The sequence below is a fragment of the Candidatus Hodarchaeum mangrovi genome (assembly GCF_975850365.1).
In genome coordinates, this window is sequence record NZ_CDLCQJ010000072.1 from 15,148 (window position 1) to 40,594 (window position 25,447).

Below are 25,447 nucleotides of genomic sequence, written 5' to 3' on the forward strand. Positions count from 1 at the left end.
TTCATAATTATTTCTATGAAATTTTTGATGTTATAGGTGTCAATGAATGAACAGTTTTCATACTTATTTTTATATATGAATGTAGAAAAGAGTTATGAGGGAATTACTTTCATGTTTAACATTTAAGAATAACTAGTGTTTATTATTAATGCTAATATAATTTATAGATAAAATAAGGTCAAATAGAATTAGCTGAAATAGATAAGACTCATTACAGATTTAGTCATCGAGAGAAAAATATGCTAATAAATACTAAATAGAAAAAAATTGATGTGATTTATTTGATTAAACCTCAAGATCAATATAACCAAGTTATTGAAGAGCTCAATTCCTATATCGATAGACTACTAAATAATCGTGAGGATACATTAGGTTTATCAATAGCAGTAATGAATGACAAAGAAATAATCTGGACAAAAGGGTTTGGTTTTACTGATCACACTAGAACGAAACGCGTTACACCTGATACTTTATTTAGTAGTCAATCAATGGGGAAATGTTTCACAGCTACAACTTTTCTGATTATAGCAAGTCAAGGTTTAGTAAATCTTGATGATTCTATTCGAAAATATTACCCTGAATTTAAAATTAATACTATTTATGGAAATCCAGAAGATGAGATAAGGAATATTACTTTCCGAAGAATGTTGAGCCATAGTGCAGGTCTAACTCATGAAGCTTTGATAGGGAATAATTATGATTATGTTCCTTGTTCATTTGAAGATCATATTCAAAGTATAAATGAAGGTTGGTTAAAATCTCGGGTAGGTTCTGAGATGTCATATTCAAATCTTGGATATGACTTAACAGGATATATAATGGGGTTAATTAAAAGTAAATCCTTTAAAGAAGTCATAAAAGAAGAATTATTTCAACCATTAGAGATAATTCATGCAACCTTTAACATTGAAGAAGCATTAAAGAAATCATTTGCACGAGGGTATGATGGAAGATTTGGTTATCCAGCTGTACAAATTCCAATGCTCGGAGCAGGTGGATTGTTCATTTCAGTACTGGATGTAGCAAAACTTATCTCTTTTCATCTAAGAAAGGCAAAAATTGGCCATAAACAACTTATTGATCCAGAATTACTAGAGGAAATGTATAAATCGCAATTTGTAAAAACGAAAGAATTTGGTTATGGTTTTGGGCTTTATTCTGTTGAAAAATTAGAGAAGACAAAAGTTTATGGCCATGCTGGAGGCGGATATGGTTATCAAACAAATATGATGTGGCTTCCAGAATATAGAATTGGTGTTGTTGTATTATCAAATAATATGAAAAAAAGTCCTGTTGGAGACATTGGAAAAAAGGCCCTAACCTTGATGATTAATAGAATAGGAAAAATCGGAAGAGTACCTATTTCTTTTGATGTGCTAAAACGCTTGGAGGGCACTTATTGTGCAGATGGTAATCTTGCACCGCAAATGTTGAGAATTTCTTATGAAAATGAGAAAATCTTTGTTTACTACATGAATGGTACCCGAATTGAGCTTTTTCCCCAGAGTTCAACTGAATTCATATCTGAGAGCAGAATAAAATATTTATTTGAGATAGATAGAGAAAATAAACCGATAGCAGTAAATGTAGACGATAATTTATTCCCATATAAAGCAAAGTTTAATGATAGCCCATATGATGGATTAGGAGAAACCAAAAAAGAATGGCAAGAATATACAGGAATATATATGTTTGAAGAAGAAGGAAGGCCCAACTATTTAGGTCTTAGTGTTATCAATGGATTTCTCTATTTAATTATAAGGGATAATTTTAAATTGCATCATCACAAAAATAATGTTTTTTTTACAGCAGATGGAGAAGCTCTAATCATAAATAAAGAAGAATTGAATTATAAAGGTATTCATGCCAAAAAAATTAATTTCGACTTTGATCAGTTTATCAAAAGTATTATACAAAAAGATATTAAGTTTGATTATTATTATTTAGCAGTTTTGAATATAATAAATATATTAAATTCTATTAAGGGATTTGAACAAGCATTAAATTTCATAAGTAAAATTGTTCAAATAGATAGGGTATTCTTGGATAATTTTTCAAGCTTTGGGAAACATCTCTTTGCTCTAGGAAAGGTACAAGATGCAGAAGTGTGTTTTTTAAAATTACTTGAATTTGATCCAGAAAATAAAGAAGCAGTACAAATTCTCAGGCAATTAGACTAAATCAAGAAAGGGAGCTATTTTAAAAGTCTCAATCTTTTCTTATATTTTCTATCACGAAAATCATCTAATTCTTATTGAATTCTTACAAGAAATTCTTTGTAAATCTCACTTATTATTTCCTTTTACTTCTTTATATCAAGATTTTAATACAACATTGTGATTAAAATTTTTTTACCTAGGAATTGAATAAATTTTCAACTTTTAAGAAATATTACATTATTTCACTGAATTATTGAATTATTTTTCGTACAATATGCCTTGTCAGCTTACATAGGGTTTAATAAAATCCTTTATAAATGGCAATTTATCTACTTAAACGAATACTAACAAGTTTTCATCCTTATTTCAATAGTTTCAGAGGATTACTTTATGCAAAAAATCCCAAGTTTACCTCAGAGAATCGAGCGACTTCCTGAACTTGCATACAACCTTTTTTGGGCATGGCATACTGAAGCACGTGAGTTATTTAAAAGATTAGATCATCCAGCTTGGATTAGCACTAATCATAATCCTGTTGAAATGCTTCAATCTATTAATCCAGAGCGATTATTAGATATGTCTCGTGATCCAAGTTTTCTAAAAAAATATGATTACGGGATGTTTTCGTTTGATTCAGAATTAAATTCAACAGATCTTTGGTTTGGTCAAAATTTTCCTCAATTCAAACAATCGATTGCATATATTAGCGCAGAATTCGGGTTACACCAGAGTTTACCAATTTATTCTGGAGGTTTAGGTATTCTTGCAGGGGATCATATCAAAGAAGCAAGTGATCTTGGTGTTCCTTTAATTGGTGTTGGTTTTATTTATCCTCAAGGTTACTTCAGGCAAGAATTACAACAATCAGGATGGCAGGATAGTGAACCAGAAGATTTCGAATTTGATAGAACTCCTATTCGACCTGTTATTAAAGATGGAACACAATTACATATTCCGATTGAATTAGCTGATCGTACGGTATGGATTCGCATTTGGGAACTCACTGCAGGGCGTAATATTATGTACCTCATGGACACTGACACTGAAAAAAATGCTCCATGGGATCGAGAACTATCCAGTCGCCTTTATGTGGGAGATAGAGATTTACGTCTTCGTCAAGAGATTATTCTTGGATATGGACCCGTTAAATTGTTCAAAGAACTTGGTATTCATCCTTATGTGTTTCACCTCAATGAAGGTCATTCAGCATTCGCAGCTTTGGAACTTCTTCGGGAAGAAATGATAAATGGAGTTACTTTTCAAGAAGCTTTGAACCGTATTAAACTTAGAATAGTTTTTACAACTCATACTCCTGTTCCTGCTGGCCACGATAAATTTACATTTGAATTGATTGACAAGTATTTCAATACTTTCTATAGATCATTGAAAATTCCCCGCGAAGAATTTTTAAAATTAGGAGAATGGGAGGGGATGTTCAACATGACTGCATTAGCCCTAAGATTATCATACTTTCAGAATGGGGTTTCCATGCAAAATTCAAAGCTTGGAAAAGAGATGTGGAATAGACAATGGGAGATTCAACCAATAACAAACGGGGTCCATTTACCCACGTGGCTCGGGGGTCCTTTTCGGAACTTATTTAAGAAAAGAATTGATAAAAATTATATTAATAAACATGATGACACCTTAATGTGGGAGAGAATTGATGATATCACAAATTCGGAGTTATGGGCTAAACGTCAAATCTTAAGAACACGAATGTTCGATTTCATTAGAGACTTAGCAAGAAGGAAGTGGATGTTTGAACGTAAAGATTATAGCCAAGTCCTTGCATCTGGTGCACTACTTGATCCTGATGTCCTAACTGTAGGATTTGCCAGACGATTTACCACATATAAACGAGCTGACCTAATCTTTCGAGACCTAGAAAGGTTAAAGAAAAATCTTTTAGATCCCTATACACCAGTGCAAATCATTTTTTCTGGTAAAGCTCATCCAGCTGATGATCCTGGAAAACATATCCTAAAAAGAGTATATTCTTATGCAATCAATCCTGAGTTTGGGGGTCGTATTGTCTTTATTGAAAATTATAGTATGCAGGTTGCTAGATATTTAACACAAGGCGTAGATGTATGGTTAAACACTCCTCTTCCTCCAATGGAAGCCTCAGGGACCTCAGGTATGAAAGCAGCAATGAATGGCGTTCTTAACCTTTCTGTTAGTGATGGTTGGTGGCCAGAATGCTATGATGGTTCCAATGGTTGGTTAATTGGGAATGGTAAACGATTTTCAGATCTCAACCAACAAAATGATCATGATGCTTCTTCTTTTTATGAAATTCTTGAAAATGAAATTCGTCCATTATTTTACCAGCGTAATGGTGATAATGTACCAGAAGAATGGGTTGAAGTTATAAAGAATTCCATAAAAACTACAACAGCTCAATTTTCTGCTCGTAGAATGGTAAAAGAATATGTCCAAAAAGCTTATTTGAAGAATTATAAAGAATAGGAAGGAAAAATATTATTTTAACATCTCTTTTGCATTTTCTTGCCATGTTTTTATTTGAGCGTCAGATTTTCTTCCTATCATAGCAGCTATTTCTTGAGAATGTTTCCCTAAAAGGTCTCCAATCGTTTTTATTCCTTCTACGGCCAATTTTTCGTAAACAGTAGCTCCTATGCCTTTTACTTCAGATACTGGTGTATCTTTTGTTACTTTTGTAATTTTTACCTCTGGTTGAGCCTTTGGCTTAATTTCTTCTTCAGGTTTAGTTTTAGTTTCTTTTGGTTTTGGTTTAACAGCAGATTTAGAGATTTCTTTCTTTTCAGGAACAATATGGAATTTTGGTTGGGTGGGTACAGGTTGTGGTTTTGGTTTAGGAGGAACAATTTTAGTATAATTAGGAGGTTTCGTTAAAATTGTTCCTGTTTCCATACAAACCCAGAGATCTATCATTTCGTTGGAATTTTGATAATAATGTTTTCCAATATAGTATATATCCCCTGGGCAAGAATTCTCTTTATGTAAAGCTTTTGAAATCCGATTTGATTTGGGTATTTGTTTTTTAACCCATCTTTTGCCTATAATATAAGGTTCTGAGGTCTTTCCAAGTTCAATTTTCCATGACATATGATTCAGCTCAAAAATAATCATAAAGAGGGATTATTTTTTTCCTTAATCCTTCAAATGACGAGAAAAGAATATTCCTTTTTTAGTTTTGGAAAAAATTCCATAACTTCAAGAAGTTATTTTTCATGTTATTAGTTTATTTAATCACTTAAATCCGTCTTAAATGATTTGAAGATATAACTTTAGATATTCTTAAGTCAATTGCAGTTGTTATGAAAATTCTATAGACTGCAACTAGCATTAATATTTTTATTCATTCTAAGTTATAATTAATAAAATTAAAACTAGATCGATAGAAATAAATTTTATTTCATTTGTAAAATTAAAATGAATAAACTGAAAAGTAGAGTATCTTCTGAGGTAATAATTATGAAAAAAATCGGTGTATTCTGCTCTGGTGGAGACGCACCAGGAATGAATGCAGCTTTACGAGCGATTGTTAGACGAGGGATCGCAAAAGGGCTTAATATTATTGCAATATATCGTGGATATCAAGGAATATTTGATGAGGCATTTGAAAAAATGACTCCTCGGTCTGTAGGCAATATCATACAACGAGGTGGTACTATCATTAAAACTGCTAGGTGTGAAAAGTTTTATGATATGGAAGGAGTTAAAGAAGCAGCTGAAATTTTATCTAAGAATAATTTTGATGGTTTGATAGCTATTGGTGGCGATGGAACCTTCAGAGGATTATTAGAATTAGAAAAGGTTTGGAAGGGTCAATTGATTGGTATTCCAGGGACTATTGATAATGACATATTTGGTACGGATTATACAATAGGATTTGATACCGCAATTGATACTGCAATCCAAATGCTGGATCGAATTCGTGATACTGCAGAAAGTCATGAAAGAGTTTTTGTGGTCGAAGTTATGGGTAGAGATGCAGGATTTATTGCATTAGAGGTAGGAATCGGTGCAGGTGCAGAGGAGATTTTAATACCTGAAGTTCCAGTTGACTTAAGAGCTATAGCAACTAGAGTGAAAGAAGCTCGAGAAAGAGGAAAAAAGAGTATTATACTAATTGTAGCTGAAGGTGTAGTAAATAAGAATATATTCGACTTTTGTGCTAAATTGACTTCGATTCCTGGATTAGAATTTCAGACTCATATTACTTCATTAGGCCATGTACAGCGGGGAGGGTCACCTAGTGCACTAGACCGTTGGTTAGCTACTCGACTTGGAGCTTTCTCTGTTGACTGTATTATCGAAGGACATACTGGGGTCATGGTAGGTGAGCAAAACAACATGCTAGTAAGAATTCCATTGAAAGAGACACAAAAGAAGAAATCTTATGATCGATTTGCATATAACTTGATCTATGACTTAGCAATCTAATAAAAATTTGATAAAAGTCATCATTTCTTCAAATATGACTTCATGTTAAATGGAGCTGAATGGTTTTATTATTTAAATCACTCTTCCATTTTATATTGGACTTTTATTTCTTTTTGTGTTTTTAAAGATTCTAAAGCAGCATAAGCTACAGTAAGCGCTTTTAATCCATCTTCTATTGACACAGGAATTGATTGATCATAGAGAACAGCTTTTGCAAAAGCATTAATTTGGTCAACAAATTCATCTAACTGATCAATATAATCAAAAATGGGTTCAGGACCATTCAATTCTGTATTCATTTCAGAGGAATGTTTAGAGGGATCAATATGAATAACTCCATCTTCTCCATATATAATCATGCCATTATTCCCCCCTAATTGATTAGATAATTCAGGTTCTGACCAAGAAGCTTCAATTGTAGCTAATACACCTTTATAGCTTTTCATAGTTATAATTACTGTATCCCAAGTTTCTATTTCTGGATAAACTTTATTTGAACCAATAGCATATACTGTATCTATTAAATCATCTCCTAAAAACCATTGAATCATATCTATATCATGGATTGCGAGATCAACAGGGATACCTCCACTTTTTTCAATGTCCCAAAACCATCGTTTTAATGGTGGGCTATAACCTCGTCTTCGAGTATGTATTGATATTATTGAGCCAATTTCACCTCTCTCCACAACATTTTTTGCTGCACGATATCGTTTTTGAAACCGACAAATCATAGCTACCATTAATTTTACATTATTTTCTATTATCGCTGTTTTAATCTCCTTATAATCGTTTGGATTTAATAGAAGGGGTTTCTCACATAAAATATGTTTCTTATGCTTTGCAGCTTCAATTATATACTCCTTATGAACAAAAGTAGGTACACAAACAGAGACTGCCTGAATATTTGGATTCTTAAGTGCTTGCTTATAATCTGTATATAAGTCAGTAATTCCAAAGAATAAACCTCCACCTTGTAAAGCAACAACATCGCGTGTAGCTAACGCTTTCAAAGCAGTAAATGGGCTTTTAAAATAGGCAGCTGCATGGACTTGACCAATTCCTCCAAATCCAAGTACTGCTACATTCATTGGATTCTGAACTTGTGCGTTTGTAGCCCCAAATAGATCGTAAGCTTTTGGGGAAGTCCCTGTTGCTAACATAGTACCAATGATTCGTGATTCAATCTCAAAATTCATTCCTAATATCGTTTCAAGTGTTTGTAAGAATTTACCGGCGATAAGACTTAATTCAATATAGCTCAATTGATGCCAATTTGGTAATCCTATAATATTTATAGCCACTTCATCTGTTGTTGGACAATTTGGATATTTATAATCAATTTCTTTTTCAAAAAATGGGCAGCTAAAAGGACATTTTTTTGATCCATATCCTTCTCGTTCTTGGAATAAGCGAGAAGAGTACAATCCTGTTGGATAAATAAGCTGCGTTATTTGAAAGTCTTTATTGAGGATAATGGCAAATTCTTTTCCAGTCATACCAATGACTTTCGGATTTACTTTAAGAGCAAAGGCATGATACACATGAGTACCATAGGATGGTTTTTGAGGTAATTCAATTCCTGGGATATCAGAAAGAAGCATATTTAAGTACTCAGAATTTTTAATTCGTCCTTGATTCATTTTATCTAATTTTTTCAGTTGCTCTATACCAATAGCTGCTTGAATAGTTGTCATGCGATAATTAAATCCGAGCTTTTCATAAGTATACCAAGTAGGTTCACCATGATGCCTGATTAATCGACATTGATTAGCAAATTCTTCATCATTTGTTACAATGATACCTCCTTCCCCAGTCATCATATTTTTTGATTCAAATAAAGAAAAACATCCAGCCAATCCAATTGAACCAACTTTTTTCCCTTTGTATTCAGCACCATGAGCCTGAGAAGCATCTTCAATTAAAATCAAATTATTATTCCTAACAATTTCTAATATACTATCTATATTAGCAGGATGACCAAATAAATGAACAGGGATTATAGCTTTGGTACGTTTTGTTACTTTTCTTAGTGCATCCTCTGGATCCATACAATAAGTAATAGGATCTATGTCCACAAATACTGGAATAGCGTTCTGGTGTATAACAGCTGTTGCTGTCGCTACAAAAGTGTATGCAGGTACTAAAACTTCATCCCCTGCTCCAATGGACCCTGTTGCTGCTAAGGCAACATGAAGAGCAGCAGTTCCTGAACTCACAGCAATGGCATACTTTGAACCTATATACTCTGCAAATGCTTTTTCAAATTCCTCTATCTGATCTCCTGACATAAAAGTTAATCTTTGGGATTTCATTACCTTTTTTACAGCAAGAATTTCTTCTCTACCTACTTTTCGATCCATTGGGAATTGATCAACTTTTTTTAATCTTTTGGGCATATTACATCTCTCGACTCTATCTGTGTTACTTGAATTCAACCAAAACTTTTCTTTCTAAAGAATTATGTTTCTCTAAAAAATATAGAAATCTTACAATTTCCTTGAGCATTGTTGACCATTGTTTAGCGAATCATAACATTTATTAACTCTGATGATCAAAGATATAATTAGTTATAATAATAATGATCAAAGTTATTTAAGGAGAAATATAATATGTTAGATTCTAATACATTGGAATTTGAATTCTTAACAGATTTAAGCGTGTTACCTCCATCAGTTAAAGCTGTACATGATACTTTATTAGAAGGAAAGCCATTATATGTTCATGAAATCGCTAATAAAGCCAGTTATTCAAGAAGAACAGTACAGGAAGCCTTAAAAATACTGATCGATCGTGAAATGGTTATAATTTTCCCAGATTTCAGAGATCTCAGAAGAAATTTGTACACAATTTCAAATAATTGAATAAAATCTACGTCATTTGAAATATTTTAATCTTTAGTTTCATAGGTTTGGTGATACTTATTTGCTGCAATTATAGCTCGCTCCGTATCTACCTCAATTTTCTTTTGAACCCAGAACAAGTCAATAAAAAACGCAACAACTGCTAACACCAAAAAAATAAAGGCTATAGGGTAAAATACCCCATTTATAATTTCAATTATAAATTTTGATAAATATACTAATAATGAATAACCAAATGAGATGAAAATATAAGACATTGTATCAATATATAACCAATTTCTGATCCAATTAACTCCAGCGAATTCAATATATGAACCTACAAAAATCGCAATGAAAAGTAAACTGAGATTATTAGAGGCCCAAAATGCCAGAAATGTAAAAATTGCTCGAGCAAAAAGAAAATATTGATCACGCCTAGTGTTACCGAACCGCCATTCAAAAATAACCATTGGGATTACAAATATTATACCAGGGAGGAAAAAAAATGATGGGTCTGCTGTAAGAGATTTACTAATGTTATAAGTAAATATCGAAACCATACCCCAACTGAATCCAACATAATAAGAGTAACCAAACTCAGGATCCCATGGATGATATTTCCATTTATTAGCTTTTACGGCCCAATAATCTGTAACATATCCAACCACTAATCCAATATAAAAAAATATTACTTCATCCCATGGAGGTTCAAAAAAAATTCCATATAGTATCATATATGCTATGCCTAAGATTAAACATAATATGTCACTTTTAGTTCTGTTATTCAACCATAAAACAAATGGTACACCAAATATAAAAAAGCATAGGTTATAGAATGGGAGAAATGGAAGAAACTCGGGAAATGGTACCATATTTATCACCTAAACTAATATAAACAAGAAATTAGCATAAAAATCATTATAGGAGTATTTTTTTAAATAATTCTTAAATCCTTGCAACATTATTCTTATTCTACCTTTTCTAAATGAGAATTATTAATTTCAAAATTTTTTAATGATTCTGCATCAAGCTCAAATAACAAAATTATTTATTAATATCTCCTGAATGATTTTAAATTACTGTATTTATCTGTTTTGATTAAAAAATAGCATTTCCTTAATTTTTTAGTTTATAAATATTCTTAGAATTCGATTATGCAAATTTTTTACCTAAATGATAGCGATATCCTATAGCTAAATTCGTAAAAGAGTATTTATTTTTAATTTCAAGGCTTGTTTTTATAGTGATTACATATCAGGTTTATTTGATAAATTTATTTATTTCGCATATATTCGGTGCATAATGAATGGTACAAGTAATAAATGATTCAGAGTTCATTCAACGAATTAAAAAGAATGTTGATTCAAATTCATCGCGACCTTTAGTTGTTGATTGTTTTACAGAATGGTGTCCTCCGTGCAAGGCCTCAGCACCTATTTATGAACAACTTAGCCAAAAATATGGTGATAAAGCTGACTTCGTAAAGATTAATGTCGATTATAATCAAGAAGTAGCCCATCAACTAAGGGTTCAAGGAGTACCAACCTTTGTGATTATAGTTGGAAGAAATCTTAAGTCAAAAATTGTTGGAGCGGATATGAGAAGGCTCGAAAAGGAAATACGAAAAGTATTGGAACTTTAATAAAAAAAATATTATTCTATTTTATTTTGTCCTCTAAAATAATTCATTCTAAACTATCCTAGAATCTTGTCACCCAAAAATTTATTTTGTTTCTTTCCTAAAATTTTAATAATCTAACTTTTTTTTTGGGGATTAATGACCCTCTACTCCATAAAACTTCTAAAAATTAAAATTTTGAAGAAGGACCTTAAATGAAGCAAAAAGATTACTATAAAGTGCTAGGTGTTTCGAGAAATGCTTCTATTGATGAGATCAAGAAAGCATATAGAAAACTTGCGCTAAAGTATCATCCTGATCGTGCAAAAGAATCAGGAATAAATCCAAATGAGGCAGAGGCTAGGTTTAAAGAGATTGGAGAAGCTTATTCTATTCTTTCGGACGAGGAGAAACGTCAACAGTATGATAGATTTGGCCATGATGCTTTTTCTCAATTCTCTGGAGGGCCAGGGGGGTTTCGTATGGATATTGACCCAATGGAGATTTTTCGTCAATTTTTTGGAGGCTCCCGAATGTTTGGAGGGGATGACATTTTTTCTGGATTTTCAACAGGTGGACCATTTGGTGGAGGGACAACTTTTAGAACTAGTTCAAGACCAGAAAAAGGTTCTGACCTTAAAATTAAAATTAAAGTAAAAATCTCTGAATTATTATCCTCTCAAACAACAGTAAAGAAGACCTTAAACCTCAAACGAAAATTTTCTGATGGTACAATAAATAAAGAAAAAATTCGTATCCCAATCCCTTATGATGTCAAAGAGGGTCAAATTCTTCGAATTAGTCAAAAAGGAAATCAAAGTCGATCTGGTGGTCCTCCTGGGGATCTTTTAGTGGAGATTAATCTAATTGATGATATAATAGATATCCCAATCTCAATATTCTTAGCTTTACGAGGCTCTTCTCTCCGCTTACGAAGTCCTTCAGGAGAAGAATTGTCAGGAACTTTACCTAACAATACTTTAGAAAATACTATATTAGATTTTAAATCTGGATCAGGAGAAATTGTCAAAATAAGAATTAAATACAAGTTTCCAGCTAAGCTTACAGCAAAACAGCTTGAATTGTTATCAGAGCTTCAAGATATTGAAAATGAAAAAAAAGAATAGGGATTTCTGTTATTATTTAAGCTGTTAATTTTCTATCATCATTTTGTAAAATTCTAATTACAGTTTTTTGCCCTAACTCTTCTAATATTGCTTCAAGTCCTTTTTCCTCTACCTCATAAATCGTATATCGGAATGATGGTTTAATTGAATACTTTAGGTTTTCATCAACATAGAGGATTGAAAATTTTATAATAAATAACCCGAATTTTGTTTTAATTTGCTTTTTTAGTAGTCCTGCTGCCAATCCAAAACCATCATCTACAGAATGATCACATAATTCTTGGATTAATCTCCACTTTTCAAATGGACCAATTATTGCCATAGAGGTGACTACTTGAAGTTGACTCATCTAAAATTCTTCCGACTTTGGAGCATAATGATACATTAAATTTGAGAAGGGTTATAAATAATGAATGAGCAAATAGTTTTGAAAACTAATATCTAATATTAGGATAAATAATTATCTATTAAGATGAGCAATAAATCTTTATTTTAGACGAAAATTAAAGACAATTATGTGGAGACAATAATAAGGAGTAATTGTGAATGGTTAGACTAGTGTTTAAGAATCGTAATTTTTCAGAAGGTCGTGAAGAAGCAGGTGAAGCTGTTTTAACTCTCGACGAAGCTACTCAAACAGCACGATTAGAATATTCCGCAGAAGCTGGATTAGTAATAAGGAGAACCGCTAGACGACAAGCGGAAAGTATTGCAAAATCAGGTTTCTTACTCTCTAATGGTAAACGAATTGGGAATAATTTTAAACTAATTGAAGCAGAAGATGAAAAAATAGATGATAGATTATTACAAGAGGGCCATAAATATCGTTAATTTTACTGAAAGATTATTTTAACTATAAGGATTAATTAAATCCAAAAAGTATAATCTTTTCGTAATAGATTTTCCAGATCTGATCTCGTCTTAAAAAGGGAGAGAATAAGTTAATATATCCTCTAAAAAGCTGTGTATATATAATCCATTTATTGAAGTAAAACCATTAAACTACAAAAATATTTTACTCACTATTTATAACCTAGTTATTTGATCCTTTTTTTATAAATTCTATAATTCTGGTGGTGTTATAGGTTCAGATTCTTGTTCTTGCAGATATCCATGGTAATCTCAAATCTACATCCAAGTTGATTCAATATCTTGAATCTAAGGATTTTAATCTTGATATTATTTTAATTGCAGGGGATATTCCAAAAACAACACCATTTCCCCTCATGATAGAATATATGATAAAGCACCCTCTGAAATTTCTCTCAAAAAGTGAATATACAAGATGGGTATACAAAGGGAATGGAAGAAAGAAATTTGTTAAGGAGCAAATAAAATCAATTAATCAAGTTCTTGACCTTTTAAAAAAGTTAAATACTCCAATTGTGTATGTGCCTGGGAATGTTGATACAAAAGAGTTAAATGAAACCTTTAAATCAAGAAAAGACATTGAACTCCACTATTTGGATGGAGAAATTCTCGATTTTGGAAAAATCTCTATTCTTGGTATAGGTGGAAGCTTATTTACTCCAAATAAATATTCTGAACCACTTTGTGAGAGAGAATATTCTTTTGAAGACTTTAAAAATAGATTAAGTACCATAAAAATTCCCAGTATGTTTAAGAATGACTATAAAATCCTTTTAACTCATGAACCTCCCTCCTTTGAAATTAGGTTGAAAGATCGTATATTTAAAGGTGGAGCATCGTTCTTTAGTGACATTATAACAAACAAAGGGATAAATTTATCCATTTTTGGACATTGGCATGAATTTCCAATATATTGGGAAAATCCTGATTCAAAAACACTTTATATAAATCCAGGACCACTCGGATGTTATTATTTCTCGATTTTAGAAAAGAAAGACAGAAAAGTAGAAATAAAGCACCAAAAATTAGTTGCTGAGAAATTCGATATCACAAATATTATCTACAGTTTAAGAAAAGAGTCTGACATGTTTCTTAAGACACTTAGGTTCGTTTAAAATGGCTTTAAACCAAAATCTTATTCAAGAATTTATTGATACTTTGATTCAGGACTTGATATTCTTATTATCTGATCCTATTTCCTTTCTTGATACCTATTTCTTTTCCGCTCCAGGATATAATCTATACAATACAATTATCTATACCTCTTTAGGAATAGTCGCAATTTTTCTGATCGGGAAGATAATAATACGGATCAATAAGTTTGGAACTGATCGTTGGGGAGAAGAACACTTCAAAAAAGTTCAAATGGATACTGAATTTTTCTTATCAATCCTACCCTATATCTTCATTGGTTCTACTCTTCGAGCATTACAAGATATTGCTAAACAAGAAAAAATTCTTCCTATTTTAAACTTTCCCTACCAAATTTTTGAAGATCGCCTTTTTGTAACTCCTGGTGTTTATATCTTCACTATTGTCTTAACACTTTTTGTTGGAATATCATCTATCTTCATTTCTCAAGAATATCTTCAAGATAGTAGACGATTCTCAAACTGGCGAGTAACATTTTTCACGATTGGAGTAGGAATCTCTATTTTTTTATTCATCCCAATATTCCCCTTATTAATTATCCAACCAGGGTTTTTTGAGGGAGGATTCGTCATATTAATTCTTACAGGCCTTTTTGCATTTTTATTTACTAAAATAGCAAAAATTATCTCAAATAAAAATAAACCTAATTCATCTATCCGTTTCGAAGAATCCTCTGCAATGATAACTCAGATGTTTGATGCTTTTAATACTGTCATTGCAATTGAATTTTTTGGTTATCAAGAAAAACATTATCTGCCTTCTTTGATATTTGAAGGACCTTTTGGTTCATGGCCTTTTTTAATAATTAAATTTATTGTTGTTTTACTTTTTATTTGGGCAGTAAGAGGATTTGAAAACGAAAACATCGAAAAATGGTTATTATGGGTAGTATTTTTATTAGGATTGGCCACTGGTACCCGAGACTTTCTACGTTTAGTTACTGGAACTTAATTAAATGTTAAAATGAGGTTATACTCTCACAGTGGTTTCGAGGCGTATTCCTCTATGGTCTATATTTACTGGTACAGAAATGGGAAGAAGAGTAGATTTCCATGATTTTTGCACTGCAAAATTAATTTGTATTTTTCCTCCACCTACTCGTCCAAATGAAATATCAAAGACAAAATCAGCTAAGTGTGAAACAAGTACCTCAACAGTGGGATCATGTAAATTTTTCACCATAAGAAGAAAGTGAATTCCTGATCTTTGACGAACAATGTGTTTTAGTGTTTCTATAGCAATGGATACACTCTCAATTGAATTTGTACGAATTAAAGAGGAGAGGGAATGAACACAACTACAAATTTGATTATGTTTAGAAAGCTCTGGGATAAAGACTCGACTAAAGAATCTTAATGAATCTTGTGCATACTCACTTTTAAAGTCAACGCTGTCAGGATTTAAACCAATTACTGCTCCTTCAGCAGCAACTCTTTGAGTAAAAGCATCCATAAAATGCCAAGCATCCTTAGTACGATATTTTCCTATATCAAAATTGTAAACCAACATTTCTTCTTCTATTTCTTGTGGTCTTCCATCAAAGGCCAAATATAATACTTTTTCAGATGCCTTGGTCTCTAAGACCTGATAAAGTACCTGTTGTGTGAATAATTCAAATTTAGTACCTGGTTCTCCAAGTACTAATATTACACTTTTCTCAGGCAATCCTGGATCTTCTTCTCCACCAAGGAAGAGGTCAAGAGATAAAACCCCAGTTTTAAAAGTCTTATTCACAATGATCACTCAACAGAAATCTAAGATGCTTAATAATTAATATTATATCCTAGTATTAAAATATGACTTTTTATCAGATAAAATGATCTCTATAAACAATTAACAGAATTATAGAGTTTTCCATTTTAAAAGAGACCTATTGCATAGATTCAAATTCTACATATGAATAAGGAGAATATCAGATCATGTTTGATGTTGACCCTTTAGCGTTACCTTTCGAATTCCAAGGATTTGGTGAAAAAAAGAAGATTGGTTGTTTACTACTCCATTCTTTTACTGCAAGTCCGAGTGAAGTTAGGAAATTAGGAATTTATCTTCGTAACACAGGGTATTCAGGTATTGCCCCATTACTGCCAGGACATGGCAGTGTTTCAGAATCTTTAATTGAAACTACTTGGTTAGATTGGTATGAGTCTGCTAGAGAAGGTTTGTTATACTTAAAAGGTCAATATGATTACGTTGTAATTATTGGGGTAGCACTCGGTTCTGTACTAGCTAGTATGCTCTCTGCATCTCCTGAACGTGATAATATATCAGGATTAATACTTATTTCTCCATCTCAACATGCTCCATCATCTTTAATCATCAATCTGCTCCCATTCCTTAAACATATTAAAAAAGATTTTCAAATTGACAGCGAAGAAGCAGCAGCAAAAGCATTAAGGGAAAAAGGTTTTTTCTTTTATTCTAAGCGACCAACTCAATCTCTAATTGAATTATATCGAATAATTGGATTCACAAATAATCGTCTATCTTTAATCACACAACCAACTCTAATTATATATAGTGAAGCAAATTTGCAAAATACCGAATTTATTATTGAAAAAATGATTAATTGCCCTCGAATAGACAAATTTCCTATAAAAGAAGGAGGGCAATGGTTTCTTTTATCACCTGGAGCTGAAATAGCCTATCATAAGATTAACGAATTTATTGAGTCAATTATTGATTTAAAAAAATAAATTAATTTTTGAATAGTTTAACGGTATTTACGAGGAATTATTCTATACAATAGACTAAGGAATGGAATGATAGCTTTGATTGCAAAACTTAATGAAATCACAGGTAAAAACCGAGGAAAGTATATCCCATAAACTTTACCAGGATTCATTATTTCTTGTATATCATATTTATTTTTCATTTCTTTCATTTTTTTAAAATTTTTTAATCCCATTATTTCTGGAGTATAGGCTGATAACCATAGACCAGTAGAATAAGGTGTTCCTCCAATTTTTCTTGCTATTTGGATAACTTCAAAAGTTCGGAACCATCTAAACAAGTATGATAAAGAACCAATGAAAGGTACCTCAAATTTTCTTTCATCTACTGGAAACCAAATCAGTACTGTTAAAATTTCATCAGAACTGGATAATACTTCTGTAGCATAGGATTTAGAAGGAAATCTTTTTTCTAAAATTGAATAAAAACTATTCAGAGAAGTATTAGGTATCAAAACCTCAGCAGTAATGAGTGAAGGACCTCTTCTTTTCACTCTTAAAGTATAAAATCTTTCATCCCAAAGAAGTTGTGCAATTTGTGATCCACAAAGTTCTAACTTATATCTTTTAGCAATTTCTAATATTGCTTTTTGATGGTTTTCTCCATCAGAAAAAGTTATCATCACTATTCCTGCATATTTATCCTTTTCTGGAGGGAAACATTTATCATAATCTGGATATGTTTGACGATTCCATTCAATATTCAAAGAATCAAAAAATTTCAAATAAAAGGGAGATAATTGTTGAAATTCTGGAATTGCCTTAATAATTGAATCTTTGTCTTTAGAAGATAATGCGAATAATTCAATTGAGAAAATTGGTATAATTTTTAGAGTAACTGTATATAAAATTCCTAGCGTTCCACAGCTACCTATATATGGTTCAGAATCCTGTAAAACTACTTCTTCACCATTACTAGAAATAAATTTTAATTCATTTACAGCTTTTTTTACAGAACCATATCTGCTACTTCCTATTCCATAACCTCCTTGGGTAATCCATCCCCCTACTGATGCTGATGGTGAGCTTGAGGGATAACTAAGCAATGTAAAATTTTTTGTTTCGAGAAATTGAAGTAAATTCTTCCATCTAATCCCTGTTTCGACTTCTATTTCTTTATTAACAGCATCAAATCTTATTACTTTATTAAATTCCGTTAAATCAACGATTATTCCTCCTTTTACCGGTATAGTCCCACCATATCCACTAGTACTTGTAGCTCGAGGGATTAATGGAATTTTAAATTGATTACATATCTTTAATATCTTTTTTATCTCAGATAAATCTTTTGGTTGAAAAATTGCAAGAGGATCGTGGTTAAATAGAATATAAGTTATTCTAGGTAAATCTGCAATATCACGACTGTACAAGAGTTTTTCATAATGACGAAGACGTATAACCATCCCATTCTCTTTTAACTGAGTAATTTCTTTCATAATTACAGTTCGTTCTTTTTGAAGAGAAAAATAATATAGAATTATTATTATTCCCATAAATAGATTAAATCCAACTATCAATAATAATATATTTTGATTTCTAAATAGATCTAATTTAACAAAAAATCCTAGCAATATAAAAATGGAATTAATAATCCCAATTATTGTTATTCCTTGTAAGATTCGATCCTCAGAACGCACTATTATGATTCTCCAGAATTAGTTCCTTTTTTTTGCTTGGGAAACTTAGATACTCTATAAAATAGAAATTTTAATCTTCTCATTTGTTAAAAGAGAAACCCTTTTTTTAATTTTGTAAATAGCAATATATTTGAAAAACCATCTCTCACTACAAGATATAATGGAGTAATCATTTGTAATGGATAAAATTTCTTATCTACTCTTCGACTTTGATGGAACTATTGTTGATTCAATGAAATTCTTAGAGGAAAATGCAATTTTTCTACTAAATCGGTTTTACAACTTTCCTTCAGCTAAGGCAAAGCAATCTTATCGTCAAACAACAGGACTTCCTTTTATACAACAGATGGAGATTATATCACCAGAAACACCTAGTCTTAACGGCAAAATTGTTGAGAATTTTGAAAAAATGAAGATAGAAAGGATTTATGAGCAAGAATTATTTCCAGAAGTACCTTATGTATTAACAGAGCTAAAAAAGCGACACTATCGTATTGGGATTTCTAGTGGAACTTATGAACATATAATTAGAAAATACTTTGAAATCGTTGGAATAAAAATTATAGATGACATTCTTGGTTATCGTAATAAATCGTTCGAGAAAGGTAAATCGCATTTCGATTATATATTGAAAAAATGGAACTTAAAACCTTTTAACATTATTTTTATTGGAGATTCATTAAATGATGCCAGAAGAGCGAAAGACAATAAAATCAGGTTTATTGGAAGAATAGGTTTGTTCAATAAAGACGAATTCAATCAAATAATTCCAAATATTCAATTAATATCTAACCTCTCTGAAATTCTTCCCCTTTTTCCTTCTATTGGTGATTAAACATGGACTTAAGTACAAAATATTTAATTGGATTTTTAATTATTCTAACTCTTTCACTTGTTACTTCTTTTCCAATCCTAGTTTTACTATTTAATTCATCAGTCCTACTAGATATTTTCGTTAATCCGTGGACTACCATTATTTTAGGTGTAATAATATCTAGTGTGGGAATTTTCTATTATATATTACTCTTTTCACCTGAGCGCATTAAAGGTATAAGGGGAACATATGAAGCTTCACCAGATCTATCGACTTTTAGAATAGTAGAAATGAAGGGACAGTCTATTAAAACGACAGAGATACCTAATATGGCATTCTGCTCTGTGTGTGGAAAACAAATTTTCAAACCATACTTATGTAGTCGATGTGGTCAGCTTCTTTGTGCTCAACATTATAGTTATGGTAACCATCAATGTTTGGAGTAGGAAAAAATGTCAGAGGATTGGAAAAAAGAATTTTTAAAAGAATTTAGAAAAAAAACCCTCTTAGATAGATTAAATCTTTCTATCAATGAATTAAGTGAATTAGGGATTGGTTGGCTAATTATATGTTTCATAATACTTTATCTATCTGGGGTTATTGATATCCTAATTAATGAAGGAAGAATCCCAGATTCCCTCATTCTTTATCTTTTTATAATTGGTATCAGTTTTTTCACCCATGAACTTACTCATAAATTTACAGCCATACGTTTTGGTGCTAAAGCTTATTTTCGTTTGTCTAAAGAAGGTTTATTTATAACTTTACTATCGGTCTTAATAGGGATTCCTATTTTAGCTGTAGGAGCAGTTTTTTGGTGGGGTGAAGCATCAGCATCAACCGGAATTCGTGGTAGAGTATCTTCAGCGGGACCGATATCAAATATGGTACTAGCGGGGATATTTTTAGTTATTCAAGGATTAGGAACGTTATTAGGAGGATCAGAACTCTTGCTCTTTTTACAAGGACCAACATCATCAATTGATTTATTCTTTTACTTCATTGGGTCTAGAGGTGTTTATTTAAACGTTTTTCTAGGAGTATTCAATTTATTACCAATAGGAGTTTTAGATGGAGCTAAGGTTCTTGCATGGGATGGACGTATCTGGATAGCTTTAATTGGTTCTCTTATTGCACTTGGGATTTTCGGGGGAAGTTTCTTCCTATTTTTTTAGACTTTCTAAAAATCTATAAAAATGGCAAAAATACAATTGAGTTATTTTTCTTTTTTTGAATGAAAGTTTCTTTATGACAAAAATAAGATCTCTTGGGCCATAAGTAAGGTTTGTAAAGCATACAAAAGCAAAAATTGTACCAGATTATCCTTTGAGATATCTTAAATTATAAGGATTTGCATCTTTCTCAAGTTTAGAGAACCTAATTACATTTCGTTCTACACGTCGACAGATAGTACGAGTTTGATGTTTTCAAAATTCTATAACTTAATTCATTGGTTAATTATTGATGACCAAGGATATTTTTCAGCAATGGATTTAAGCAAACGTGTTACTTTTTGTTCTTCAAAAGTTTTATCATAGTATAAGAATACTACTCGCCCCCCACGAGTTCGCTTCATTCTTTGATACATGGTTTTTGTTGTATTGATGGAATCAAAGACGATTAATAACTCAGCTTGAGGAATATCCAAATCTCGTTCTCCTATACTTGTCATTATTAATACTGACTTCTGTTTCCCTGCTTTAAAATTATTAATCACCGAAATTTTATCTCTGACTCTACCAGTTAATTGATATGTTTGTAAACCAGATTCTGATAAAAATTTGTCTAGTTCAGCTGCTGTATCAAGATAGGAACAAATAACCACACTTTTTGAAGATAAAGATTCATTCTGAATTAATTGTAAGACCTTTTCGATTTTGGGATTCTTTTCAGGGAGGTTCCGAATTACCTCTTTTGTTAATCCAAATTTCATTAATCGATATAAGAATTTCCGAAATTTCGATGTCTGCATCGCTGTACAATATTTTCTGATTAAGAGTAATCCTTGATACTTTTGGTGTTGACCACTAGAAGAACTCAACATTCCAGAAACTAATGAAAGCTGGGAGTCTGACAGATTTTCTATCAGTCTTGGTTGGTCTTTTTTTGTTTCTTCGATAATTTCCTCACGTAATGTATCGATGATTCCATCTATAAGATTTAGAACTTCCAATAATTCTTTACTTGGTTCTACTGAAACCATTGAAACCATAGTATATCTTATGTAGTCAGAAATATCAGTCTCCTGAATTAAATTTTCCATCCGTATTATATGTAAATCAGGAATTTGACTTTCTAGTGAGGAATATTCGGATTTAATCTTTATTGTTTCTTGGATATTATCATAAAGAACATGATGATCACGCATTGTTCCAGTCATTCCGACAACCCAACAGTTTTTTTCAACAAAATAAGGAATTAATTTGTTATACGGATAAATGAAAAGTCTATCGTCTCCCTGTCTTCGAACTACTTTATCTACCTCATTAATAATTATAATGTCAAATAATGGCTTTTTAGACATTTTCTCAAAAACATTCATAAAAGTTTGAGGTGTAGCCATAATAATGCGTGCTTTTTTATTTTCTAAGATTTTTATTCTTAACCAACTTGGTGTTTGTGAGGATATTCCCTGAAATTCGTCCTCTCGAAATCCTCCATATTGGGTTGTAAAATAGTGGTTGGTTTCAAAGTACGAAGAAGTTGAATGAAGTAATAATAGTACCCGTTTGTCTGAAAATGTTTCTTTAACAATAAGATACATTAATACTCGTTTTCCCATTCCGGTATCTACTTCAGTAATCGTATGATAAAAATTATCATAATTTTGCTTCAATTGCTTGAGTATTGCCTTTTGATACTCACGTGGCATTATCAAACTATTAATTCCCTTTTTTTTCATTTATCATCAACGTAGAACAATTAACGTTATTTCTATTTTTTAAATTTCCATTTTTTCAATTAATTAGTTACTCTCTTCTTAAATTAGATTTAATAAAGAGGATTTAAAGTCTATTATGAAAGATTAAGATGCTTACTTATTTACTTGTTTACATCAAATTCTATTACAAGAATGGTTAACATATCACCAGAAAGTAATTCAAGTTATAAATCGAAATAAAAGTAATAAGATACTAAATTCAGAGTCTGATTTTGATGAGAAGACGAGAAATAAATAAAAAAGATCGGTACTTGCTCTGCTAATTCAAATTTTAAAAAATTATTATGTCTAAAAATTATCTGCCTTAATTCTAAAAAAGTGATCACATTTATATTATTAAATTATGAAGTTTGACTATTCTAGGGTGAAACAAAAAACGTCTAAGATGAGGCATTACAATGAAAACAGAATCAAAGAGAATACGGTACCTATTCCTTGATAATATAAAGCTCCTTTTTACTATCTTAGTGATTTTTTGGCACACATTTAATACTTATGGTGAGGTGGGTTGGTGGTATTATAAAGAGTCTAATCCAATTGATCCTTTCAGTGAAATATTCTTTCTCTTATTAGCCTCAATTGGAGGTGTTTTTCAATCCTCACTTTTAGGATTATTTTTTTTATTAGGGGGTTATTTTACTCCTAAAAGTTATGATCGAAAAGGCCTCCGAAATTTCTGGAAAGAAAGACTTATTCGTCTTGGTATCCCCCTTCTTTTATACATCGTATTAATTAATCCTATTATGATTTATATCCTATCTCTTTTAGGAATTCCACCGTGGAGTACCAACCCCATGTTACAAGGAACTTTTCTAGATTATTATTTCAATAGCTTTCTATCATGGGAAGATTTCATTGACTTCTTAACATTCGCAGGACCAATGTGGTTTCTCTTGGTTTTATTACTATTAACTGCTGTTTATACTCTTTGGCGCCAGATTTTTAGGTTAGAATCGGTTCAACAACAAATCCCAAAGGAATTTTTCATTCCAAGATACACTTATTTACTTCTCTTAGCTATTTTTCTAGGAAGTTTTACATTTTTAGTTCGTATTTTGCTTCCTATAGATGTACGTCCATTGGGAATACCATGGGGTCAACTCACTCAATATCTAATGATGTTCAGTATTGGTGTTATCTGTATTAGGTATTCTTGGTTTGAAAAGATTTCTGAAAAACATGTTAAAATCTGGTTAATTACATTGTTAGCCTCGATTGTTATAATTTATCTAGATTTTTTTATTGCACTGGCAACGGATGTAGATTTGATGGTTTTTTCAGGAGGGGCTAATTTACATGCTTTTTTATTCGCTTTGGTAGATAATATCATTTGTATGGGATTTATTTTTGTCTTAATTAAGGTTTTTTATGTAAAATTCAATAATCAAGGACCTATTCTGCGGAAATTGTCCGTTAATGCATATTATATGTATTTAATTCATCCACCCATCCTTGTTGCTACATCTTTTGGATTTAAATTCTTAAATCTTTATCCAATTATAAAATTATTCATCGTTTTTCCTTTAACAGTAATTTTTTGCTTTCTTTTGAGTCATTTTATTCTAGAAAAAATTCTTTCGAAAAAACCTTCATAAATTATTCAGAGGAATTAGATAAATCATAATACACTTAAAATGTAATGAGAAGAAATTATTTTATGACATGTATTAGGGGGAGTTTTTTTCAACGGAGTGAAGGTTATAATTTCTTTGATCTAAAAATAAGTTTAAAGAAAATGTTCATATTTCAAAAATCGACCTGATTTTAATCTTTCAGCATTCCATTGATTATCAATCTTAAGAAAGTTCCTTTTAGAAAAAGCATGATAAATTATATATTTAGTATAATCTGGGATATCGAGATCATTGTCTAAATCAGAAAGTCTAATCCATGCAACATCATTAATTTCTTTTTCATCTTTAATTATTGGTTTAGGCACTCATTGAATACCACAATTAAATATAAAATAAATTTCAGTTAAATTTTCTCCCTTTCTGACCATAGATCTTATTCCAATTATTGATTTTGGTATAACATCCTGATTTGATTCTTCTTTAATTTCCCGAATTAAGGCTTCGGTCATTGTCTCTCCACAATTTACCATTCCACCTGGAATTAACCATTTTCCTTTGCTAGGACCATAAGACAATTTAACAAGCAGAATCTTGGAATTATAAATTACTACTCCACCCACACCAATGAAATGACAAGCTACCTCTTTGTGGTACATAATTTTGACTCCAAGCGATGTAAAAAATAATGAAATAACAGAATTTCATTTAATTTTTTTGATTAAATTTTCTGATGCTTTTAGAACTTGATTTACTGTGGAGTTTATATTTGTTGAATTATTATTTATACTGGATATTAAATTATTAGTAGCTTTACTGATTTTTGTGGTTCTAAAAAGCTGGTAAATTAATACATAATGAGTCTACTCCGACTTTTTAAAAAAAATATCGTTGAAATATGGAATGAAATTATTCATAAATGACTTGTTTTTTGATTCGAGCTAATTCAAACCATGTACGTGATACTCAGTTTAATGACTTCCTCTTAATTAATTAAAATATTGTACTAAAAAAGTATTAAGAAATTTCTGTGAAATGTGTAATTATACTAAGTTATATAAAATCCAAAAACAAATAATAATTAAGCAAATCTTTAGAATTTGACATAAAAGCTAGCTTTCTTACAACCTAATAGGAGAACAACCTTAAGTGGCAAAGCATCCTTTTTTAATGATCCCTACACGCAATATTAAACGAAATAAATTACGTTCGATTCTTTTAATAGTCGGAGTTGCATTAACAGTCGCACTTCAAATAGGGATCGCAGTTTCCGTGGATTCTTTAATTTCTGATTTTGTCCAACAGCAAAGAAATCATAATTATACCGATATTACTGTTCGTGGTAAGACTGATTTAAATATCGATAGCTTAAAAACACTAATCCCAAGTTTTCAGACCTTGGATGGTCTTGGTAGTATATCTCCTGTTACCACACGATCGCTAGTAGAGTTTATAGATGAGGAACAGATATCCCCAAATGCTATTTTTTATGCTTGTACCTCGTCTCATCCCGATTTTAAGAGATTTAATCTGTTAGATGGAAAACGAA

The 25,447-nt window shown here is 31.3% G+C and carries 24 protein-coding genes and 1 pseudogene; 15 read left to right on the top strand and 10 right to left on the bottom strand.

All coding sequences use genetic code 11. The annotated features are described in order from the left end of the window. Window positions 1–281 precede the first annotated feature (281 nt). A complete protein-coding gene (locus tag ACWVCY_RS06980) occupies window positions 282–2,180 on the top strand; it encodes a serine hydrolase (protein WP_455141480.1) in 1,899 nt (632 codons plus the stop codon). Window positions 2,181–2,549: 369 nt separating this feature from the next. After that, window positions 2,550–4,631, top strand: a complete 2,082-nt coding sequence (glgP, locus tag ACWVCY_RS06985; RefSeq protein ID WP_455141482.1) for an alpha-glucan family phosphorylase — start codon at window positions 2,550–2,552, stop codon at window positions 4,629–4,631. Window positions 4,632–4,643: 12 nt separating this feature from the next. Here glgP and ACWVCY_RS06990 read toward each other — a convergent pair whose 3' ends face one another. Beyond that, window positions 4,644–5,252 (bottom strand): hypothetical protein, encoded by a 609-nt coding sequence (locus ACWVCY_RS06990; protein WP_455141484.1) that lies wholly within the window; start codon window positions 5,250–5,252, stop codon window positions 4,644–4,646. Between the two features lie 369 nt (window positions 5,253–5,621). On the opposite strand from ACWVCY_RS06990, the gene ACWVCY_RS06995 reads away from it, so the two are divergent. Then, window positions 5,622–6,593 (top strand): ATP-dependent 6-phosphofructokinase, encoded by a 972-nt coding sequence (locus ACWVCY_RS06995; RefSeq protein ID WP_455141486.1) that lies wholly within the window; start codon window positions 5,622–5,624, stop codon window positions 6,591–6,593. 77 nt (window positions 6,594–6,670) lie between these two features. Here ACWVCY_RS06995 and ACWVCY_RS07000 read toward each other — a convergent pair whose 3' ends face one another. Continuing rightward, the gene (locus ACWVCY_RS07000; RefSeq protein ID WP_455141488.1) at window positions 6,671–8,992 is read right to left on the bottom strand and encodes an aminotransferase class I/II-fold pyridoxal phosphate-dependent enzyme; all 2,322 of its coding nucleotides are present in this window, start codon (window positions 8,990–8,992) and stop codon (window positions 6,671–6,673) included. Window positions 8,993–9,205: 213 nt separating this feature from the next. On the opposite strand from ACWVCY_RS07000, the gene ACWVCY_RS07005 reads away from it, so the two are divergent. Further along, complete coding sequence (locus ACWVCY_RS07005) at window positions 9,206–9,457, top strand: hypothetical protein (RefSeq protein ID WP_455141490.1); 252 nt, start codon at window positions 9,206–9,208, stop codon at window positions 9,455–9,457. A 26-nt stretch (window positions 9,458–9,483) separates the two neighbouring features. Here the strand turns inward: ACWVCY_RS07005 and ACWVCY_RS07010 are convergent, their stop codons facing one another. Then, window positions 9,484–10,308: a hypothetical protein gene (locus ACWVCY_RS07010; RefSeq protein ID WP_455141492.1), complete on the bottom strand. Its 825-nt coding sequence runs from the start codon at window positions 10,306–10,308 to the stop codon at window positions 9,484–9,486. 434 nt (window positions 10,309–10,742) lie between these two features. Between ACWVCY_RS07010 and ACWVCY_RS07015 the strand changes: the two genes are divergently transcribed. Both ACWVCY_RS07015 and ACWVCY_RS07020 read left to right on the top strand, forming a co-directional pair. Further along, window positions 10,743–11,078: a thioredoxin family protein gene (locus ACWVCY_RS07015; protein WP_455141494.1), complete on the top strand. Its 336-nt coding sequence runs from the start codon at window positions 10,743–10,745 to the stop codon at window positions 11,076–11,078. A 191-nt stretch (window positions 11,079–11,269) separates the two neighbouring features. Next, window positions 11,270–12,181 (top strand): DnaJ domain-containing protein, encoded by a 912-nt coding sequence (locus ACWVCY_RS07020; protein ID WP_455141496.1) that lies wholly within the window; start codon window positions 11,270–11,272, stop codon window positions 12,179–12,181. A gap of 16 nt (window positions 12,182–12,197) precedes the next feature. On the opposite strand, the gene ACWVCY_RS07025 is transcribed toward ACWVCY_RS07020, so the two are convergent. Continuing rightward, on the bottom strand, window positions 12,198–12,530 hold the full coding sequence (locus tag ACWVCY_RS07025) for a hypothetical protein (RefSeq protein WP_455141498.1): 333 nt from the start codon (window positions 12,528–12,530) through the stop codon (window positions 12,198–12,200). 197 nt (window positions 12,531–12,727) lie between these two features. On the opposite strand from ACWVCY_RS07025, the gene ACWVCY_RS07030 reads away from it, so the two are divergent. From ACWVCY_RS07030 to ACWVCY_RS07040, 3 genes are all read left to right on the top strand, one after another. Then, the gene (locus tag ACWVCY_RS07030) at window positions 12,728–13,012 is read left to right on the top strand and encodes a hypothetical protein (protein ID WP_455141500.1); all 285 of its coding nucleotides are present in this window, start codon (window positions 12,728–12,730) and stop codon (window positions 13,010–13,012) included. Between the two features lie 260 nt (window positions 13,013–13,272). Then, entirely contained in the window at window positions 13,273–14,166 is an 894-nt protein-coding gene (locus ACWVCY_RS07035; protein WP_455141526.1) for a metallophosphoesterase family protein, read from the top strand. A gap of 1 nt (window position 14,167) precedes the next feature. After that, window positions 14,168–15,154 carry a DUF63 family protein gene (locus ACWVCY_RS07040; RefSeq protein ID WP_455141502.1) on the top strand — a complete coding sequence of 329 codons (987 nt, stop codon included), beginning with the start codon at window positions 14,168–14,170 and terminating at the stop codon, window positions 15,152–15,154. Between the two features lie 18 nt (window positions 15,155–15,172). On the opposite strand, the gene ACWVCY_RS07045 is transcribed toward ACWVCY_RS07040, so the two are convergent. Next, the gene (locus ACWVCY_RS07045; RefSeq protein WP_455141504.1) at window positions 15,173–15,937 is read right to left on the bottom strand and encodes an RAD55 family ATPase; all 765 of its coding nucleotides are present in this window, start codon (window positions 15,935–15,937) and stop codon (window positions 15,173–15,175) included. A gap of 185 nt (window positions 15,938–16,122) precedes the next feature. Between ACWVCY_RS07045 and ACWVCY_RS07050 the strand changes: the two genes are divergently transcribed. Continuing rightward, on the top strand, window positions 16,123–16,899 hold the full coding sequence (locus tag ACWVCY_RS07050; protein ID WP_455141506.1) for an alpha/beta hydrolase: 777 nt from the start codon (window positions 16,123–16,125) through the stop codon (window positions 16,897–16,899). 17 nt (window positions 16,900–16,916) lie between these two features. Here the strand turns inward: ACWVCY_RS07050 and ACWVCY_RS07055 are convergent, their stop codons facing one another. Beyond that, the gene (locus tag ACWVCY_RS07055; protein ID WP_455141508.1) at window positions 16,917–18,572 is read right to left on the bottom strand and encodes an FAD-binding oxidoreductase; all 1,656 of its coding nucleotides are present in this window, start codon (window positions 18,570–18,572) and stop codon (window positions 16,917–16,919) included. Between the two features lie 178 nt (window positions 18,573–18,750). On the opposite strand from ACWVCY_RS07055, the gene ACWVCY_RS07060 reads away from it, so the two are divergent. From ACWVCY_RS07060 to ACWVCY_RS07070, 3 genes are read left to right on the top strand one after another with little or no spacing between them, the layout of a single operon-like run. After that, window positions 18,751–19,407, top strand: a complete 657-nt coding sequence (locus tag ACWVCY_RS07060) for an HAD family hydrolase (protein ID WP_455141510.1) — start codon at window positions 18,751–18,753, stop codon at window positions 19,405–19,407. Between the two features lie 2 nt (window positions 19,408–19,409). After that, a complete protein-coding gene (locus tag ACWVCY_RS07065; RefSeq protein ID WP_455141512.1) occupies window positions 19,410–19,832 on the top strand; it encodes a hypothetical protein in 423 nt (140 codons plus the stop codon). Between the two features lie 6 nt (window positions 19,833–19,838). After that, the gene (locus ACWVCY_RS07070) at window positions 19,839–20,561 is read left to right on the top strand and encodes a M50 family metallopeptidase (RefSeq protein ID WP_455141514.1); all 723 of its coding nucleotides are present in this window, start codon (window positions 19,839–19,841) and stop codon (window positions 20,559–20,561) included. A 144-nt stretch (window positions 20,562–20,705) separates the two neighbouring features. Here ACWVCY_RS07070 and ACWVCY_RS07075 read toward each other — a convergent pair. Continuing rightward, a pseudogene (locus ACWVCY_RS07075) lies at window positions 20,706–20,798 on the bottom strand (hypothetical protein); the annotation flags it as partial. Between the two features lie 35 nt (window positions 20,799–20,833). Beyond that, window positions 20,834–22,288, bottom strand: a complete 1,455-nt coding sequence (locus ACWVCY_RS07080) for a helicase-related protein (RefSeq protein ID WP_455141516.1) — start codon at window positions 22,286–22,288, stop codon at window positions 20,834–20,836. 437 nt (window positions 22,289–22,725) lie between these two features. On the opposite strand from ACWVCY_RS07080, the gene ACWVCY_RS07085 reads away from it, so the two are divergent. Next, on the top strand, window positions 22,726–23,922 hold the full coding sequence (locus tag ACWVCY_RS07085; protein WP_455141518.1) for an acyltransferase family protein: 1,197 nt from the start codon (window positions 22,726–22,728) through the stop codon (window positions 23,920–23,922). 131 nt (window positions 23,923–24,053) lie between these two features. Here the strand turns inward: ACWVCY_RS07085 and ACWVCY_RS07090 are convergent, their stop codons facing one another. Then, window positions 24,054–24,266 (bottom strand): hypothetical protein, encoded by a 213-nt coding sequence (locus ACWVCY_RS07090; RefSeq protein ID WP_455141520.1) that lies wholly within the window; start codon window positions 24,264–24,266, stop codon window positions 24,054–24,056. Then, window positions 24,267–24,557 (bottom strand): NUDIX domain-containing protein, encoded by a 291-nt coding sequence (locus tag ACWVCY_RS07095; RefSeq protein WP_455141522.1) that lies wholly within the window; start codon window positions 24,555–24,557, stop codon window positions 24,267–24,269. It abuts the gene before it with no gap. Between the two features lie 490 nt (window positions 24,558–25,047). On the opposite strand from ACWVCY_RS07095, the gene ACWVCY_RS07100 reads away from it, so the two are divergent. Continuing rightward, a partial coding sequence (locus tag ACWVCY_RS07100; protein WP_455141524.1) for an ABC transporter permease occupies window positions 25,048–25,447 on the top strand: 400 nt, incomplete at its 3' end.

Excerpts from the sequence above, each read along its gene's own strand:
- ACWVCY_RS07095 (WP_455141522.1), bottom strand. The coding sequence starts at position 24,557 with ATGTACCACAAAGAGGTAGCTTGTCATTTCATTGGTGTGGGTGGAGTA.
- ACWVCY_RS07025 (WP_455141498.1), bottom strand. The coding sequence starts at position 12,530 with ATGAGTCAACTTCAAGTAGTCACCTCTATGGCAATAATTGGTCCATTT.
- ACWVCY_RS07015 (WP_455141494.1), top strand. The coding sequence starts at position 10,743 with ATGGTACAAGTAATAAATGATTCAGAGTTCATTCAACGAATTAAAAAG.
- ACWVCY_RS06995 (WP_455141486.1), top strand. The coding sequence starts at position 5,622 with ATGAAAAAAATCGGTGTATTCTGCTCTGGTGGAGACGCACCAGGAATG.
- ACWVCY_RS07050 (WP_455141506.1), top strand. The coding sequence starts at position 16,123 with ATGTTTGATGTTGACCCTTTAGCGTTACCTTTCGAATTCCAAGGATTT.
- ACWVCY_RS07070 (WP_455141514.1), top strand. The coding sequence starts at position 19,839 with ATGTCAGAGGATTGGAAAAAAGAATTTTTAAAAGAATTTAGAAAAAAA.
- ACWVCY_RS07040 (WP_455141502.1), top strand. The coding sequence starts at position 14,168 with ATGGCTTTAAACCAAAATCTTATTCAAGAATTTATTGATACTTTGATT.
- ACWVCY_RS07080 (WP_455141516.1), bottom strand. The coding sequence starts at position 22,288 with ATGAAAAAAAAGGGAATTAATAGTTTGATAATGCCACGTGAGTATCAA.
- ACWVCY_RS07010 (WP_455141492.1), bottom strand. The coding sequence starts at position 10,308 with ATGGTACCATTTCCCGAGTTTCTTCCATTTCTCCCATTCTATAACCTA.
- ACWVCY_RS07065 (WP_455141512.1), top strand. The coding sequence starts at position 19,410 with ATGGACTTAAGTACAAAATATTTAATTGGATTTTTAATTATTCTAACT.
- ACWVCY_RS07060 (WP_455141510.1), top strand. The coding sequence starts at position 18,751 with ATGGATAAAATTTCTTATCTACTCTTCGACTTTGATGGAACTATTGTT.
- ACWVCY_RS07085 (WP_455141518.1), top strand. The coding sequence starts at position 22,726 with ATGAAAACAGAATCAAAGAGAATACGGTACCTATTCCTTGATAATATA.
- ACWVCY_RS07005 (WP_455141490.1), top strand. The coding sequence starts at position 9,206 with ATGTTAGATTCTAATACATTGGAATTTGAATTCTTAACAGATTTAAGC.
- ACWVCY_RS07000 (WP_455141488.1), bottom strand. The coding sequence starts at position 8,992 with ATGCCCAAAAGATTAAAAAAAGTTGATCAATTCCCAATGGATCGAAAA.
- ACWVCY_RS07020 (WP_455141496.1), top strand. The coding sequence starts at position 11,270 with ATGAAGCAAAAAGATTACTATAAAGTGCTAGGTGTTTCGAGAAATGCT.
- ACWVCY_RS07030 (WP_455141500.1), top strand. The coding sequence starts at position 12,728 with ATGGTTAGACTAGTGTTTAAGAATCGTAATTTTTCAGAAGGTCGTGAA.
- glgP (WP_455141482.1), top strand. The coding sequence starts at position 2,550 with ATGCAAAAAATCCCAAGTTTACCTCAGAGAATCGAGCGACTTCCTGAA.
- ACWVCY_RS06990 (WP_455141484.1), bottom strand. The coding sequence starts at position 5,252 with ATGTCATGGAAAATTGAACTTGGAAAGACCTCAGAACCTTATATTATA.